11 protein-coding genes are annotated in these 16242 nt (G+C 36.7%); 5 read left to right on the forward strand and 6 right to left on the reverse strand.

Features of this window, described 5'->3' with window-relative positions; translation table 11 throughout:
- Positions 1–213 precede the first annotated feature (213 nt).
- The 6 genes from DF185_RS13270 to DF185_RS13295 form a co-directional block, all read right to left on the reverse strand.
- The gene (locus DF185_RS13270; RefSeq protein ID WP_110361228.1) at positions 214–1128 is read right to left on the reverse strand and encodes a DUF6263 family protein; all 915 of its coding nucleotides are present in this window, start codon (positions 1126–1128) and stop codon (positions 214–216) included.
- 232 nt (positions 1129–1360) lie between these two features.
- Positions 1361–1735 carry a nuclear transport factor 2 family protein gene (locus DF185_RS13275; protein WP_110361229.1) on the reverse strand — a complete coding sequence of 125 codons (375 nt, stop codon included), beginning with the start codon at positions 1733–1735 and terminating at the stop codon, positions 1361–1363.
- 190 nt (positions 1736–1925) lie between these two features.
- Positions 1926–2366: an IS200/IS605 family transposase gene (tnpA, locus tag DF185_RS13280; protein WP_110361230.1), complete on the reverse strand. Its 441-nt coding sequence runs from the start codon at positions 2364–2366 to the stop codon at positions 1926–1928.
- Between the two features lie 128 nt (positions 2367–2494).
- Positions 2495–2767, reverse strand: a complete 273-nt coding sequence (locus DF185_RS13285) for a hypothetical protein (RefSeq protein WP_110361231.1) — start codon at positions 2765–2767, stop codon at positions 2495–2497.
- Between the two features lie 232 nt (positions 2768–2999).
- On the reverse strand, positions 3000–4343 hold the full coding sequence (locus DF185_RS13290; protein WP_165836030.1) for a sensor histidine kinase: 1344 nt from the start codon (positions 4341–4343) through the stop codon (positions 3000–3002).
- The gene (locus tag DF185_RS13295; RefSeq protein WP_110361233.1) at positions 4333–5694 is read right to left on the reverse strand and encodes a sigma-54-dependent transcriptional regulator; all 1362 of its coding nucleotides are present in this window, start codon (positions 5692–5694) and stop codon (positions 4333–4335) included. Before DF185_RS13295 ends, DF185_RS13290 begins: the two co-directional genes overlap by 11 nt.
- Positions 5695–5989: 295 nt before the next feature.
- Between DF185_RS13295 and DF185_RS13300 the strand changes: the two genes are divergently transcribed.
- From DF185_RS13300 to DF185_RS13325, 5 genes are read left to right on the forward strand one after another with little or no spacing between them, the layout of a single operon-like run.
- The gene (locus tag DF185_RS13300; RefSeq protein WP_110361234.1) at positions 5990–6682 is read left to right on the forward strand and encodes an ABC transporter ATP-binding protein; all 693 of its coding nucleotides are present in this window, start codon (positions 5990–5992) and stop codon (positions 6680–6682) included.
- A 48-nt stretch (positions 6683–6730) separates the two neighbouring features.
- Positions 6731–9046: an ABC transporter permease gene (locus DF185_RS13305; protein ID WP_110361235.1), complete on the forward strand. Its 2316-nt coding sequence runs from the start codon at positions 6731–6733 to the stop codon at positions 9044–9046.
- 46 nt (positions 9047–9092) lie between these two features.
- Positions 9093–11456 carry an ABC transporter permease gene (locus tag DF185_RS13310; protein WP_110361236.1) on the forward strand — a complete coding sequence of 788 codons (2364 nt, stop codon included), beginning with the start codon at positions 9093–9095 and terminating at the stop codon, positions 11454–11456.
- Between the two features lie 47 nt (positions 11457–11503).
- Positions 11504–13870, forward strand: coding sequence for an ABC transporter permease (locus DF185_RS13320; RefSeq protein ID WP_110361237.1), 2367 nt, complete (start codon positions 11504–11506; stop codon positions 13868–13870).
- 11 nt (positions 13871–13881) lie between these two features.
- Positions 13882–16227 carry an ABC transporter permease gene (locus DF185_RS13325; protein ID WP_110361238.1) on the forward strand — a complete coding sequence of 782 codons (2346 nt, stop codon included), beginning with the start codon at positions 13882–13884 and terminating at the stop codon, positions 16225–16227.
- The last annotated feature ends 15 nt before the right edge of the window (positions 16228–16242 follow it).

Genomic DNA, 16242 nt, shown 5'->3' on the forward strand with positions numbered 1-16242 from the left:
TCTGACATCTGGTTTGTCCCCATGGCCTTTGGTTTTGGGGAATTTTTTTTCTCTCCTCGGACTAAAGTCCGAGGCAATTCAAAGCCCGAGGGAATTCTGTCCTCCAGATTCAGAATTGCCTCCAGATTTATCTGGAGGACAAAAAAAACAAACCCCAAATCGCAATGATTTGGGGCATCTGATCTATAACAATCGGCATTATGCCGAACATCTTTAGTTTGTGATTACCGATTTTGATTTTATGGTCATTGGGATGCTCATGCCATCAGGCATTTGCTCGCTAGCCTTAAGCTCGGTATTTCCGCTTAGGTTCTGAACAATGGTGGCATCAATAATCCAACCGGTTTTTCGGTCAATTTTAATGTCCGAAGTCAAATGTCCGTCTACCAAAATCTTAATGTCCATGCCATTTTGCTTTACATATGGGGCATTAGAATTGCTAACCAGGTCGCCTTCTCCATGAATTAGAAAGTACTCGCTATTGGCAGCCTTTAGTTCGAAATTGGTGGTTAAATTCACCGACATGCCCGCCTCTATATTGGTTTCGGTCGACCATTTTTTACCCAATTTCACTTTTTCCTCCGGGTAAATGGCGGTGATCTGCTCAAAACTTCCTTTAATGGCCTTTGCACCATATGATTGTTTTAGCTGTGCCAATATTTGCTCTTTCTGTTGCTCTGTAAGATCGTATCCCTCGAATAAACTCCCGAAAAGATTATCGATTCCATTGATCTCAACTACCTTTCCACTTTGACTCATGATCATCGTAAAAGGCTTGTTAATCATTCTTGATAACATGGTTGACATGATATCTTGTTCGTTTGGATTATTGGAGCTGAATGAGCTTTTTCCCTGTGCACTTTCCATTTCCATCTCAACGGTAGTGTAATTCACCTCCATATTATACTGATTATTATCAGCACTCATTACCTTAAATGTATAATCCCCTTTTACATTCATACCAATTTCGATTGGCATGCCGTTAAAATTTTGGGTAATGGTCATTTTTGCATTCGACTTCTGAATGTACACCTTCCCCACTTCAAGATTTAAAGCCAACTCATACTTTTGGGCTTGTACAAAAAGTGTAGCACTTAGGATAAGTGCTAGTGTTAGTAATTTTTTCATATGATTATTCTTGGTAGATAATTTAATTATTGTTTAAAAGTACATCCATTTCTCGATTTATGGATGGATTATCTGTTTTATTTTTCATTCCTCGGACTAAAGTCCGAGGCAATTCAAAGTCCGAGGGAATTCAGGCCCGAGGCAATTCAAAGCTCGAACAATTCTGAGTTGTCTCCAGATTTTGAATTCCTCCAGATTATAAATTGTCTCCAGATTGTGAATTGCCTCCAGATTATAAATTGCCTCCAGATTCATCTGGAGGACACAAATTATGCATTCGCAGGAATGAGAGTTTATCCCAATAACCGCGCTGAAATTTGATTTTGCCATCTATGATTTGAAAGAATCCGCAACCTCGCAGTCCCAATGGATCTTTCCATTCGAGTATGGCCCAATCGCCATCTTCGAAGATGTTTTCTACGATGCAGGTCATGTCGGCCGCAGCCAATTCTTCGGCAAACATTTTACGAATGGCCTCCTTCCCCTCTACAGGCTCATTGGCCACCTGGTGGTTAATGGCATCGTGATGGTAAAATTCGGCTATTTGGTCGGCATCGCCTTGGTTAAAGGCCTCTACCCATTTTTGTATGGTTTGTTTTGGTGACATGATGTGTTTGTTTATTTATATTTTATCCTCGGACTAAAGTCCGAGGCAATTCAAAGTCCGAGGCAATTCAAAGTCCAAGGGAGTTCAAAGCTCGAACAATTCTGAGTTGTCTCCAGATTTTGAATTGCTCCAGATTTTGAATTGCCTCCAGATTATAAATTGCCTCCAGATTTATCTGGAGGAATAAAAATCATACCCCAGAATATTTCACAAATCCATATTTCTCTATTAGCTCATTCTCCTCCTCATCAAATGATTTATGGCTATGGTGTGTTTCTTGATTCTTGATGTACTCCCTTACCTTATTGAGCATGGATTGGCTAACAGAGACCGCATAATATTCTTCTTGCCATTGAAACAATGGTTTCTGGAAAACACATTCATTGATCCAATGTGATGATTCTCCCTTTATCAAGCCCATGATTTTACTCAAAGTTTGATTGCTTCCTAATGATACCAAACAATGACAATGATCCTTATACCCATTGATAAAATCGACATGAATTCCTTTTTCCTTTGCATTTTTTTTGATGTGATTCCACATCTTATTTCTCAACTCAGGAGTGTCAAGAAAAGGCTCTCTGCACTTGGTACTCCATACAAAATGAATATACACTTTTATATGTGGCATATGGCTTTATTTTAATTTTGGATGAAATGATTTTTTATATTCCTCGGGTTGAAACCCGAGGGAATTCAGTCCAAGGCAATTCATAAAACCCGTAGCAATTCAGATAAATCTGGAGGAAAACAAAGGTCCTATTTCAAAATAAAAATCAATGCAACAATCAAAATGACACTCACCACAACAGAGGCAATGTAGTATCTGCGTTTTTCGCGTTTGGCTTTAGAGCGAATGTTCTCTTTTACCTCCTTCATTTCTTCTTTGGAGATTTTTTTGAAGCGTACAAAGGTTCTGCGCTTTTCTTTGATCTCTATATTATCGCGGAATCCTTCTTTGTTAGAGGTGAGTTGGGCACGATTGCCTCTCAATCTACGAATCATATCGAATACATGACCGGCTGATGACATAATATTGTTTTTTTGATTTGCTATTAAAAATACATAATATCTTTAAAATATCCTACATAATTTCTGGAGGATATTGTGTTTATATTCCTCGGGCTAAAGCCCGAGGCAATTCAAAGGCAGAGGTAATTCTAAAATGGAAAGAATATAATCATGCAGGTTTAAATGGCCACCAGAATATGAATTTCCTCCAGATTCTGAGTAGCCTCCAGATTTATCTGGAGGAAAAAAAAGATCACCACCTCAATTTAAACACAGTTTGATTTGGTTTGGAACTGCAATACAAACTGCCGCCATGGGCGCGAATAATTTGTCGGGAATAGCTTAGGCCAACGCCGCTGCCATTGGTCTTGGTGGTGAAGAATGGAATAAAGATTTCATCGGCAATTTCGGCAGGAATGCCCGGACCATTGTCCACTACATTGATCTCACAAATGGGTCCTTTCTTGTTGCAGTTCACACTTATCTTTCCTGTCTCGGCCTCTCCGTTGAATGCTTCCTTGGCATTCTTCACCAAATTGATAATTACCTGAACAATCATCTGTTCGTCGGCTACAAAATCGAAGGATCTTTTGGGGGTTTGAATCTGTAATTCGCCGGCAAACTCCTCCTTAATAGGAGAAAGTAGAATGCTTAATCGGTCGAAAAACTCGATGGAGTTTACACTACTCAAAATTGGTTTAGGAGGCTTTGACAACATGCGATAGGATTTCACGAAATGGATCAATGCCTCGCTCATTTCGGTGATCACGCCTAGTCCGTTCACGGTTTTACCTACTTCTGTTTCCAGATTTTCATCTACAATCATTTCTGATTTCTCCTCCCAAATGCGCTTCAGCGATTGCGCGATGGAAGTCACCGGAGCCAGGGAGTTCATGATTTCGTGACTCAACACTCGTATCAGTTTGATCCAGGCATCTACCTCTTTTCGTTCCAGCTCTCCCCTAATATCTTGCAGAGTAATCAACTTAATGTCTTCCTGATCGATTCGAATCACCGAACATGCCGTACTGATCTGAACTCTCTCCTTAGGTGTTGACAATTCGAGAACCTGCTTCTGTCGGTTCGAAATCTCAAGCAATGAATTGGTAAATCGGGTATCGATTCTATTCAATTGACTGATGTGTGTAAGCGCAGGCAATCCCAAAAGTTCGAGTGCAGCCGAATTTACATCGGTAATGTGCGTGTTTTCCGATAGCACAATTACTCCGGTGGATATGTTCTGTAAGATTTCGCCAAAGTACTTTTCCCTGATTCGGGATTTGGTTTGCACTTGCTGCAATATGCCATTTAGTTCGTTTAAACTATGATGCAATTCGTTAATAATGCTATTGCCTGATTTTTCGGGAAAACGAAGGGTGGTATCCTCGTTCTTAATGGCCTTGATAAAAAAATCGATCTGTTTGTGGGTTTTGTTCAGGAATCGAGTGAGTTCCCAAACTTCAAGCAACATCATCAGAGCAAAAAATGAAAGAGACAGATAGGATGCTGTGGCAATGGCATAACCACATGAAATGGCGGTAGTCAACAGGATTAGCATTCTAATCCAAAGTGCCAGGTTGTAATTCTTATAGCCCATACTTCTTGATTTTATTGTAGAGGGTTTGACGAGAAATGCCCAACTGTGTTGATACGGCTGAAAGGTTTCCGGCATGTTTTTCAATGGCCGAAGCAATCAGTTGTGCTTCCATATCTTCCAGGGTTCCTCCAAAGTTGGAAACATTGTTCATGTCGTCGTTCTTGAAAACAAAATCGCCTGCATTTAGCTGCTGAGCATCCGAAAGTATTACCGCCTTCTCAACCGAATGCTGCAACTCTCTTACATTTCCCGGCCAAGTGTAATCGCTCAATTTCGAAATGGCCTGACTGCTTATCTTTAGGTCCTTTCCATACTTATCGGCATACTTGTTCACAAAGAATTCTGCCAGTTCTGGGATATCATCTTTACGGTCGCGCAAAGGTGGCACTTCAATGTGTATGGTATTGATTCGATAGAGAAGATCCTCTCTAAAATTGCCCTCGGATACCATTTGCTTAAGGTTTCCATTTGTGGCGCAAATCAGTCGCAAATCAACCTTTGTTGCCTGGTTGTCTCCCACCTTGGTAAGCATCCTGTTCTGAAGCACCGACAGTAATTTGGCCTGCATGGGCATGGTAAGGTTTCCTATTTCGTCGAGAAAGAGTGTTCCCTTATTGGCAGCTTCTATTTTCCCCATTCTATCGGAATGCGCATCGGTAAAGGCACCCTTCTTGTGTCCGAACAATTCGCTTTCGAACAAGGATTCTGCCACAGCCCCCATGTCAACACTCACCATTACTTTGTTGGATCGTTTCGAAATTCGATGAATTTCTCTTGCAATCAACTCTTTCCCTGTTCCATTCTCACCGGTGATGAGAACATTGGCATTGGTATCGGCCACTTTGCGAACCATTTTCATGGCACGTTCCCATGTAGCTGATGAGCCAATTAAATCTTTGTTCGATCCATTAATCTCTTCGATGAACTGCTTTTCTTTCAGCTGCATCTTTTTCAGCTCTCGCTTCGATTGACTTAGCTTGCAGGCTGTATCAACGGTTGCAATCATTTTTTCATTGTCCCAAGGCTTCAGAACAAAATCGGTAGCTCCGGAACGAACCGCTTTCACTGCCAATTCCACATCGCCATAAGCCGTAATCATTACGACACTCACGCCTGGGTATTGTTCCAGAATCTGGTTTAACCAATAAATGCCTTCATTCCCATTGTTAATACCAGCGGTAAAGTTCATATCCAACAAAACAACATCGTAGTCTTCGGTTTGCAGCTCGGCAAATAAGGTTTTGGGCGAGGATAAACATTTCAGTTTTGCACAGTATGGCGATAACAACAGATCCAATGCACTTAAAACGCTTCGGTTGTCGTCGACAATTAGAATGTTTGATTTTTTCATGTTTGGGCGAATGAGTGTGTATATGCTTAAGATTTAATTATAAAACCACGAATTATACCGATTATGAATAAGATGGCAAATCGTGCAAACCTGTGTAATTCGTGGTTAAATGTAAACATCCACCACTAATTTAATCAGCTTTTCAAAATATTAGACATGCACTGTCCAAATATTTTACACACCTCAAAGTCCCACCTTTCTTTTTGCGCTGATATCTTGATGTTTACAAATTTCGGCACAAAGTTCGCAACAGGGAGCAATAATTTTACAGGTGTACTATTTAAAAACAAAGAATATGATTTCTATTAAAAATTTATCGAAAGTTTTCAGAACAGATGAAATTGAAACTTTAGCCTTGAATGATGTAAACCTAAACATCAAAGAAGGAGAATTTGTAGCCATTATGGGACCTTCGGGTTGTGGTAAATCTACCCTTTTAAACATCTTGGGTTTATTGGATAATCCATCGGAAGGGGAATACAATTTTAACCAAACCGAAGTTGCCAATTTGAAAGAAGGACAACGCACCGATTTAAGAAAAGGAAATATTGGTTTCGTATTTCAATCGTTCAACTTGATTGATGAATTGAATGTATTCGAAAATGTTGAAATGCCTTTGGTTTATCAGCGCATCAGCTCCAAAAAACGCAAGGAAATGGTAAGCCAGGTTTTGGATAGAATGAACATGAGTCATCGTGCAAAACATTACCCTCAGCAATTATCGGGTGGACAGCAACAACGCGTTGCCATTGCTCGCGCAGTAGTTTCTAACCCAGGTCTGATACTTGCCGATGAGCCTACTGGTAATCTGGATTCTAAAAATGGTCAGGAAGTAATGGAATTGCTTACCGAATTGAATCGCGAAGGAACTACCATTATCATGGTGACTCACTCCATGAAAGATGCAGGTTATGCTCACCGAATTATCAACCTATTTGATGGTAAAGTTGTAACCGAAGAAAGTTTGGTGGCAGAGCAGGTATTCTAAGCCAAAACCAATGTAAGATTTTATTTTCCAATCAATAACCACAGAACCATGATATCTAAACATTTGAAATCCTTTCTTATCCATTTGTGGAATAACAAATTGTATAGCGCAATTACCATATTGGGATTTTCGATCTCATTAATGTTTATACTTCTGCTAAGTGTTTATATCAAAAATGAATACGGAGTAGATGAATTTCATGAGAAAAAAGATAGAATTTTCAGATTAACTCATGGTAAAGATGCTGGATTTGCTCCTCCCTCGGGGGCTTTATTGATGGAAACATTTCCTGATGTTGAAAATTTTACCAGAACCAAATACTACGAAGCTTATTTGCAAGCGAATGGCTCTTCCAAAGTTGCTGATAACATACTTTTTGCCGATTCTTCCTTTTTCAACATCTTTTCTTTTGGAATGATAGAGGGAAATCCAAGAACGGCTTTAAAAACCATTGGTAGTGCTGTTCTCTCCAAATCATTAGCATTAAAACTTTTTGGAGAGTTGCCTGAATTGGGTAGCAAAATAAAGATGAACGACGAGACAAGTCTGGAAGTAACGGGTGTAATGGAAGATATTCCTAGCAACACGCACTTTAAGAAGTTCGGAATGATTATCAATTTTCCTACCATGGCCAAAGTATTTAACGATGATACTTTTCTGAACAAGTATAGCCACAACTCCTATGGATTGTATGTACTTACCAAACCTAAAACCAATCTTTCTTCAAAAGCAAATGAAATATTTGAGTTGTATAAGGGGGTAAATTGGATGTTTAAAGGTGGTTATGCCAAATCAGTAGAATTGGAACCCATTACTGAATCTTATTTTAGCACTTCGCATGCCTACGAAGTTAAAAACAAGAGCAAACGCTTCGTTCAGGTTTTAACTGGGATCATTTTTCTGATTCTAACATTATCGGTTATCAATTACGTAAATCTTACCATTGCACAATCTTCTTTTCGAAGTAGAGAAGTTGCAATTCGCAAATTGATAGGTGGTAAAAAACCCGGATTGCTTGCGGCTAGTTTAATGGAATCCATTTTGCTTAGCCTAATCTCTTCAATTATTGCCATTGCACTGAGTTTTCAAGTTGAACCCATCTTTAATCATCTGCTGGAAACAAATATTCAGATCATCAATGAGCTAAATCTATCGAACCTTTTAATTGCCATTGGTTTTATTGTGCTAATTGGTATTCTATCGGGGATCATTCCTGCCATTAAGATTTCAAATTTTAACCCCATTGATGTGGTGAAAGGCAAATTTAGGATGAAGGAGAAAAATGTTTACTCCAAAATCATGATTTGCTTTCAATACCTCATCATCATTACCTTAATTATTTCTGCATTTTTTATCAACAAGCAAACCACTTTCATGCAGAATTATAAAATGGGATTCGAACAAGAAAACTTAATCACGTTTGAAAATGCACTTCCAAAAGAAAAGCAAAGATCATTTGAGGAGATTTTAAGGAATATTCCTGGTGTTGAAGATGTGTGTCTTACCTGCGGAACACCATTGGACGGAGGAAATAACAATTGTTTTACTGAAAAAGGGAAACAATATAGCTTCCAGGTTTTCAGAGTAGACACAAACTTTTTCGAAATTCTTGATATTCCAGTAAGTAAAACGGGAACTGCTTATGACAAAGAAGCCATTCTGATTAATGAAGCTGCTGCAAAAATTCTAAACATTGAAGAGAATCCTGGTGAATACGAATTGTTTGATGTTTGGCCTATATATGGTGTCGTGAAAAACTTCCATTTCAGAAATTTGAAAAGCAGATTGGGCCCGGCCTATTTTAAAATCTTACCAAAGGATGAATATGCATGGAGCTTTGTCGTAAAAATGAATGGCGTAAATAATCAGGAAACCTTACAAAGAATCCATAAAGCTCATAATGACTTCACCGATGGTACTCCTGTTAAAATAAACTTCTTTAACCAAGCTGTGCAAAGCTGGTACGAAAAGGAAGAGAGAACAGGGAAAATAGTAAAGTACTTTGCCATTCTCACTGTAATAATATCAGTAATGGGATTGTTTGCCATGTCGCTTTACTATGTGCAGCAAAAGCAGAAAGAAATTGGTGTTCGAAAGGTAAATGGTGCAAAAACACACGAAATCATGCACATGCTAAACTATGATTTCTCGATTTGGGTTTTGATTGCTTTTGCAATTGCCTGTCCGATTTCATATTACTCAATGCACAAATGGCTAGAAAACTTTGCCTACAAAACTGAATTAAGCTGGTGGGTGTTTGCCATAGCTGGAATATTAGCCTTCGGAATTGCTTTTATTACTGTTTCGTGGCAATCATGGAGGGCAGCAAAAAGGAATCCGGTGGAAAGCTTAAGGTATGAGTAGTATTGATCACCAACTAATCTCTAATAATTAATTTATTCAACAAAATATGAACTTTTATAACATCAAAATATCATACAAAAACTTATTGAAGAATAAGTTGGTATCATCGATTAATATTAGTGGTTTGGTAATAGGTATTACCATCAGCTTGCTCGTATTTGCCTATGTGAACAAAGAGAAAAATATGGATCAGGAAATTCCTGAAATTGAAAATACATATACTCTTATAAACAATCAGGATCCAGATATCTCAAGTGAGATGGTTAGACATGTTATAAAAGAAATTCCCGAAATAGAAGCCATTACCTATGTAAGGCATGTTTGGTCAACTCAAAATATGTTAAAGCGGAATAATGACAACTTTACATTGGACAACCTTTTAATTTCTGACTCCAGCTTTTTTAGGGTATTTAAATTTGAAGCAGTTTACGGTAATCCTGAGGCGGCATTAAATTCAGCAGATAAAATTGTTCTAACTCATTCCGTTGCAAAGAAAATATTTGGAAACAAAAATCCTATTGGGGAAGAATTACTATATAATTCTACACAATTACAAAATGTCATTGTAGAAGTTGGTGCAGTAATTAAAGATCTTTCTCATTATTGTTCATGGGAGTTCGATGCCATTATATCACTTGAAACAAACAAGAGAATTTCATGGTTCGAAGAGTTAGAATCCTTGTGGGGAGCACAAAATTATGGGGCTTTTGTAAAAATTCCATCAAATATTAATGTTGATGCGCTAAACGAAAAACTTAGTAACATATCTACCCAAAATGTTCCTGAAGATTACAAAGAAGAAACCCATTATGAAATTCAGAAGTTCACAAGAGCATATAATGAGTTAACAGGAATCTCAATCTTAAAGCATGGTAATCCACGTACTCTTAGAGTCATCCAAATTATTGGTTTATTCATATTGCTATTGGCATGTATCAATTACATTAACCTGGTAGTTGCTCAAAAAATTAAACGCCTTAAAAATATTGGCATTTTAAAAGTTGTGGGTGGAAAGAAAGGAAAAGTAATTGAATTACTTGCGACAGAATCAGCCTTAGTTCTCTTTATTACCAGCATATTGGTAATCGTATTAAGTAACTTTTTATTGGTTGGCTTAAATCAAATTACCAATTCTGAATTTACCTTACTTGAGATTTTTTCAGGTTCAAACTTAATCATATTTGCTTCCTTAATTGCTTTCACTTTTTTACTAACAGGTATTATTCCTGGGCTCACTTTAGGAAGGAAGAAAACCACTTCTTTACTAAAAAATACAACCAATAGCCATTCGAAAAATCATTTGAGAAATGCTTTACTCATTTTTCAGTTTAGCATTACAATTGTTTTGCTGTGCGGAATCCTGTTGATCAACAAACAAATTGATTATATGAGTGAATTGGATCCCGGTTTTGAAAAAGAACAAATACTTTATGCTACAACGAATCCTCAGATACAAAAAAGTTGCAAAGCTTTCAATGCAGAAATCAAAAGAATACCAGAAATAAACGACATTGTATATGCCTCATCACAATTGGGAGAAAATGGATCTAATTGGGGATTGACAATGATTAACAAAGGAGAAGAACAGGAAATTGGTTTTGCCAATTTATATGTAAGTCCTAATTTTTTCGATTTTTTTGGAATCGATATGGTGCGTGGAGAACAGTTTGATCAATTCTCTGAAGCAAATTCTGACTGGATTTTTAACTCGACAGCTTTTAAACAATTCAATATCGATAAACTTGAAGATGCAACAATTCGACGAAATGGAAAAGCAACCAAAATAATTGCTGAAGTTGAGGATTTCAATCATGAGTCCTTACATTCGGCCATTAGACCAATTGCCTTTAGAAGTTGTGAAACTTCTAACTTCATTTATTTTAAGACTAATCAATCTAGTGTTGCCAGTACTCAAAGATGTATTCATTCCATTAGCAAGATTTGGGAAAATATCTCACCAAATTTTCCTCTGGAAATCAAATACCTTGATGCAAGCTGGGAAGCCTTGTACAAGAAGGAAAAACAATTTCAGCGAATTCTAAATTACGCTACCATAATCTCGATTCTCATATCCTGCCTGGGTTTAATCAGCTTAACCTATTTTATTGTTGAAACGCACACCAAGGAGATTGGAATACGAAAAACCAATGGGGCTAAAACTTTCGAGATTGTTAAAATGCTAAATACTGATTTGGTAAAGTGGGTGTTTATTGCATGCATCATTGCCTGCCCTATTGCTTGGTATTCCTTGCACACATGGCTTAGTAGTTTTGCCTACAAAACTGAACTCAGCTGGTGGATATTTGCATTAGCTGGAATCATCGCTATGGGAATTGCCTTGCTAACCGTTTCGTGGCAATCGTGGAGGGCAGCTAAAATTAATCCTGTGGAAAGTTTAAGATACGAGTAGTATTGATCACCAACTAATCTCTAATTATCTAATTTTTTAAACAAATAATGAATTTCTACAACATTAAAATATCATTCAAAAACTTATTGAAGAATAAGTTGGTATCATCAATAAATATTAGTGGCTTAGTTATAGGAATTACAGTTAGTCTACTTGTTTTCGCCTATGTGAATAAGGAGAAAAATATGGATCAGGAGATTCCTGAAATTGAACAAACCTATACACTTTTAAATAACAAATATCCTGATATTTCTAACTGTATGGTTAGACATGTTAGGTCTGAAATTCCAGAAATAGAGGCAATCACATTGGTAAGATATACTTGGTCGCCACAGGATTTTCTAAAAAAAGAGAACACTGCTTACAAGTTGAATAATCTATTACTTGCTGATTCATGCTTTTTCAAGGTTTTTCAGTTTGAAACGGTTTGTGGTGATCCTAAAAAAGCTTTAAATACAGCCGATCAAATTGTATTGACTCAATCGGTGGCTAGAAAGATATTTGGCGATGACAATCCTATCGGGAAAGAATTGGTATACAATGCCACCAGCTTGCAAAATGTAATTGTTGAGGTAGGAGCTGTTATTCAAGATCTTTCTCATCATTGCTCTTGGGAATTTGATGCGGTACTATCGCTTGAAACCAATTATAAAATTCCTTGGTTTAAAAACAACCAAGAATATTGGGGCACTCAAAACTACAGTGCATTTGCAAAAATACCATCTAATATTGATGCCAGTGTAATCAATCAGAAACTCGCCAAAATTTCCGTCGATCACATTCCTGAAAGATATAAGGATCATACAAATTTTGAAATTCAGCCATTTTCCGAAGCTTACAATGAATTGCCAGGAATTGAAATTTTAAAACATGGAAATCAACTTACCTTAAACGTTATACAAATCATAGGGTTTTTAATTCTATTGCTTGCATGTATCAATTACATAAACCTGGTAACTGCACAAAAAATTAAGCGCCTTAAAAACATTGGTATTCTTAAGGTAATGGGGAGTAAAAAGGCCAAAGTAGTTGAGTTAATTGCCGTTGAGTCCGCTTTAGTGCTTTTCCTTACTAGCATATTGGTAATTGTGTTGAGCAATTTCTTATTAATTGGATTAAATCAAATTACCAATTCAGAATTCACATTAATAGAGATTTTTTCAGGTTCAAACCTGATAATCTTTATTTCTCTGCTTGCCTTTACTTTTGTACTGACCGGAATTATTCCCGGAATAAGATTTAGTAAAACAAAAACTACAGCATTATTAAAAAACACAGTAAATACCCGTTCTCAAAACCACATGAGAAATGCTTTATTGATTTTCCAATTTACCATCACAATCATTTTGCTTTGTGGAATCTTACTAATTAACAAACAAAACCAATTCCTAACAGAATTAGATCCAGGTTTTAATCGAGAGCAAATTCTTTATGCTGCCACCAATCCACAAATCGAGAAAAGCAGTAGCGCTTTCAATTCTGAAATTAAAAGAATACCTGAAATTTCCGATTATACATACACATCTGCTCCATTAGGTTATAATCAATCCAATTGGGGGCTACCAATGATTAATAAGGGAGAAGAACAAGAAATTGGCTTTGCCAATCTTTTTGTAAGTCCAAATTTCTTCGATTTTTTTGGAATTAAATTGGTGCAGGGCAAACAATTCAATCGTTATTCAGAGGAAAATTCAGACTGGATCTTTAATGCCACAGCTTTTAAACAATTCAATATTGAAAAGCCGGAAGATGCAAGCATTCCACGCAATGGAAAGGTAGGTAAAGTAATTGCCGAAGTAGAAGACTTCAACCATGAATCCATGCATTCAGCTATCAGACCAATGGGCTTTAGAAGTTGTAAAGAAACCGACGAGTATATTTATTTTAAAATCAACACCAACAGTGCTGCCAGTACTCAAAGGTGCATTCGTTCCATCAACAAGGTTTGGGAAAATATATCTCCTAATTTCACTTTGGAGATCAAATATCTTGATGCAAGCTGGGAAGCCTTGTACAAGAAGGAAAAACAATTTCAGCGCATATTAAATTACGCTACCATAATCTCGATTCTCCTATCCTGCCTTGGATTAATCAGCTTAACCTATTTTATTGTTGAAACTCACACCAAAGAGATTGGAATACGAAAAACCAATGGTGCTAAAACTTTCGAGATTATTAAAATGCTAAATACCGATTTGGTAAAGTGGGTGTTTATTGCATGCATCATTGCCTGCCCTATTGCTTGGTATTCCTTGCACACATGGCTTAGTGGTTTTGCCTACAAAACTGAGCTCAGCTGGTGGATATTTGCATTGGCTGGAATCATCGCTATGGGAATTGCCTTGCTAACCGTTTCGTGGCAATCGTGGAGGGCAGCTAAAATTAATCCTGTGGAATCTTTGAGGTACGAATAACAATTTGACTTATGATATTATACTACTTTAGTTCATCGCTTAAAAGCTTACGCTGCAATATTAAATTCACGCTATTAAATGTAATGGGGTTTGCCTTTGCATTGGCAGTCTGTGTAGCTATTACTTTATATGTGGTTCAGGAGTTTTCATATGATCGTCACTTCAAAGATGCAAATCAAATTGCAAGATTGGTTGATGCCAAAGATAATTCGAGTGATGTCGATTATCGAGTAAAAGACTTAATGCTTGAAAATTTTCCAGAAATAGAAAATGCCTGCTTTCTTTCAAGACAGCAAAGTGAGTTTAATATTAAAGCAAATAATGAGGCATTAAAATCATCTGATGTTATTTCTGTAAGCTCCTCATTTTTTGATTTGTTTTCCATTCCTTTTATTTCGGGAAATCCAAACCAGCCCTTTCAAGATAAAAAGTCTGCAATACTGACAGAGGAAATTGCAAATCATTTATTTGGGACCAATGAAGTTATAGGCAAAGAGATTATTATTCTGGGAAAAGATACCGTAAACATCTGCGGGGTTATTGCAAACTTTCCTAAAGAATCGAGTATTGAAGGTGGTATTTTTGTAAATGGAGAGAACAGAAAGTTTCAGTTTTCATTTAGTTGTGAAAATTGGGATGATCAGAGTACGCATCGATATGAATTTAGACTTTATGCAAAAATTAATCCTCTCAACAATTTTGAATCGGTAAAACAAAACATCAATAGGAATTCAAAAGTGTTGGCTCCTTACGTATCCGAAGTTGATTTTTTACCCTTAACGGATATTTATCTAAATGATCATACAACAGGTGCACAAACTAAAAAAGGCAATGATAGTTTATTAATTTTATTAACTCTTATTGCAGGAATAATCATGTTATTGGCAATTGTCAATTACATCAACCTAACCCTTGCACAGCAAAGTAAAAAGAATAAAATAACAGGCATACGAAAAAGTTATGGAGCCAGTTTTATGAATCTTTTCTGGCATTTTATTTCAGAATCGATTATTATCTCCAGTCTAGCATTTTTTATTTCTTTGTTTATAATTCTTTTACTAGAACCAGTTTTCCAAAAAATATTGGATGTGAATTTTGAATTATCTCAAATCTTTCAAAATCACCTTTTTTTATTCTTTTATTTGAGCATTGTTCTATTGGGAATTTTAAGTGGATTGGCTCCTGCAATCATATTATCACAAACCCAAGCTAATCATGCAATAAAAGGATCTAAAAAAAGAAACAAATCCTATTCGCGCAATGCTTTAATCATTTTTCAATTCACAAGCTCTATTGCTCTTATCATTTGCATTTTGGTAATTCAGAAACAAATCTACTTTGCCAAACATAAAGATGCGGGTTTTTCGAAAGAGCAATTGCTTTGTATCCGATTACCATACCTTCCAATAAATCAGAAAAAAAATGTGGATTACTTGGCTGAAGAACTAAGAAAATCAACGCTCATTAAAAACATAAGCCTAACTAACGGTGTTCCCGGAGAAGTTTTTATCTCAATGGGTTCTATGAGTAAAGATTCAACAAAGCAGATTCACATACCTTGTATTTATGTTGACACCAACTTTTTATCCACTTTTAATATCGATTTGATACAAGGAACTAAGCCATTACCAAGTGAGTATGATCAAACATGCCTAATAAATGAATCTTATTACAAGTTTTTTGAATTTAAGAATCTGGAAAAACAGCGATTCAAAAATGGTGGTGGATTCGATATCACAGGCGTAGTAAAGGATTTCCAATTCAATTCCGTGCACTCGAAAATAGAACCACTATGCATTCTATATTCAAAAAATTTAAACACCTATCACATGAATATAAGAATTGCAGCAAACCAAATTGGTGATGCAATGGATTTGGTTCAAGAAAAGTGGACTGAATTCTTTTCTGATTACCCTATCACCTATCGCTTTTTCGATGATTGGTTTGATTCAATGTATAAAAAAGAGGAAAAACTAGCCCAAACCATTAGCCTTTTTGCTGTTTTAGCCATTTTGATTTCCTGTTTCGGAATATTAGGTCTAGCAATTTTCTCTGCTGAACAGCGCACCAAAGAAATTGGAGTAAGAAAATCCAATGGCGCTAAAACTTATGAAATTATCAAAATGTTGAACAGAGATTTCTTAAAGTGGGTTCTATTATCCTTCCTTATTGCAAGTCCATTTGCTTGGTATATCATGACCAAATGGTTAGAAAATTTTGCCTACAAAACTGAACTCAGCTGGTGGATATTCGCTCTTGCAGGAATTATTGCCATGGCAATTGCACTGCTTACCGTTTCGTGGCAATCGTGGAGAGCTGCAAAGAGAAATCCGGTGGAAAGTTTGAGATATGAATAATTAAAAAATAAAATT

The organism is Marinifilum breve (assembly GCF_003202155.1).
Classification (GTDB): domain Bacteria; phylum Bacteroidota; class Bacteroidia; order Bacteroidales; family Marinifilaceae; genus Marinifilum; species Marinifilum breve.

What these genes read in the sequence shown, in the direction of transcription:
- DF185_RS13270 (WP_110361228.1), bottom strand. Translation starts at nt 1,128, where the DNA reads ATGAAAAAATTACTAACACTAGCACTTATCCTAAGTGCTACACTTTTT.
- DF185_RS13275 (WP_110361229.1), bottom strand. Translation starts at nt 1,735, where the DNA reads ATGTCACCAAAACAAACCATACAAAAATGGGTAGAGGCCTTTAACCAA.
- tnpA (WP_110361230.1), bottom strand. Translation starts at nt 2,366, where the DNA reads ATGCCACATATAAAAGTGTATATTCATTTTGTATGGAGTACCAAGTGC.
- DF185_RS13285 (WP_110361231.1), bottom strand. Translation starts at nt 2,767, where the DNA reads ATGTCATCAGCCGGTCATGTATTCGATATGATTCGTAGATTGAGAGGC.
- DF185_RS13290 (WP_165836030.1), bottom strand. Translation starts at nt 4,343, where the DNA reads ATGGGCTATAAGAATTACAACCTGGCACTTTGGATTAGAATGCTAATC.
- DF185_RS13295 (WP_110361233.1), bottom strand. Translation starts at nt 5,694, where the DNA reads ATGAAAAAATCAAACATTCTAATTGTCGACGACAACCGAAGCGTTTTA.
- DF185_RS13300 (WP_110361234.1), top strand. Translation starts at nt 5,990, where the DNA reads ATGATTTCTATTAAAAATTTATCGAAAGTTTTCAGAACAGATGAAATT.
- DF185_RS13305 (WP_110361235.1), top strand. Translation starts at nt 6,731, where the DNA reads ATGATATCTAAACATTTGAAATCCTTTCTTATCCATTTGTGGAATAAC.
- DF185_RS13310 (WP_110361236.1), top strand. Translation starts at nt 9,093, where the DNA reads ATGAACTTTTATAACATCAAAATATCATACAAAAACTTATTGAAGAAT.
- DF185_RS13320 (WP_110361237.1), top strand. Translation starts at nt 11,504, where the DNA reads ATGAATTTCTACAACATTAAAATATCATTCAAAAACTTATTGAAGAAT.
- DF185_RS13325 (WP_110361238.1), top strand. Translation starts at nt 13,882, where the DNA reads ATGATATTATACTACTTTAGTTCATCGCTTAAAAGCTTACGCTGCAAT.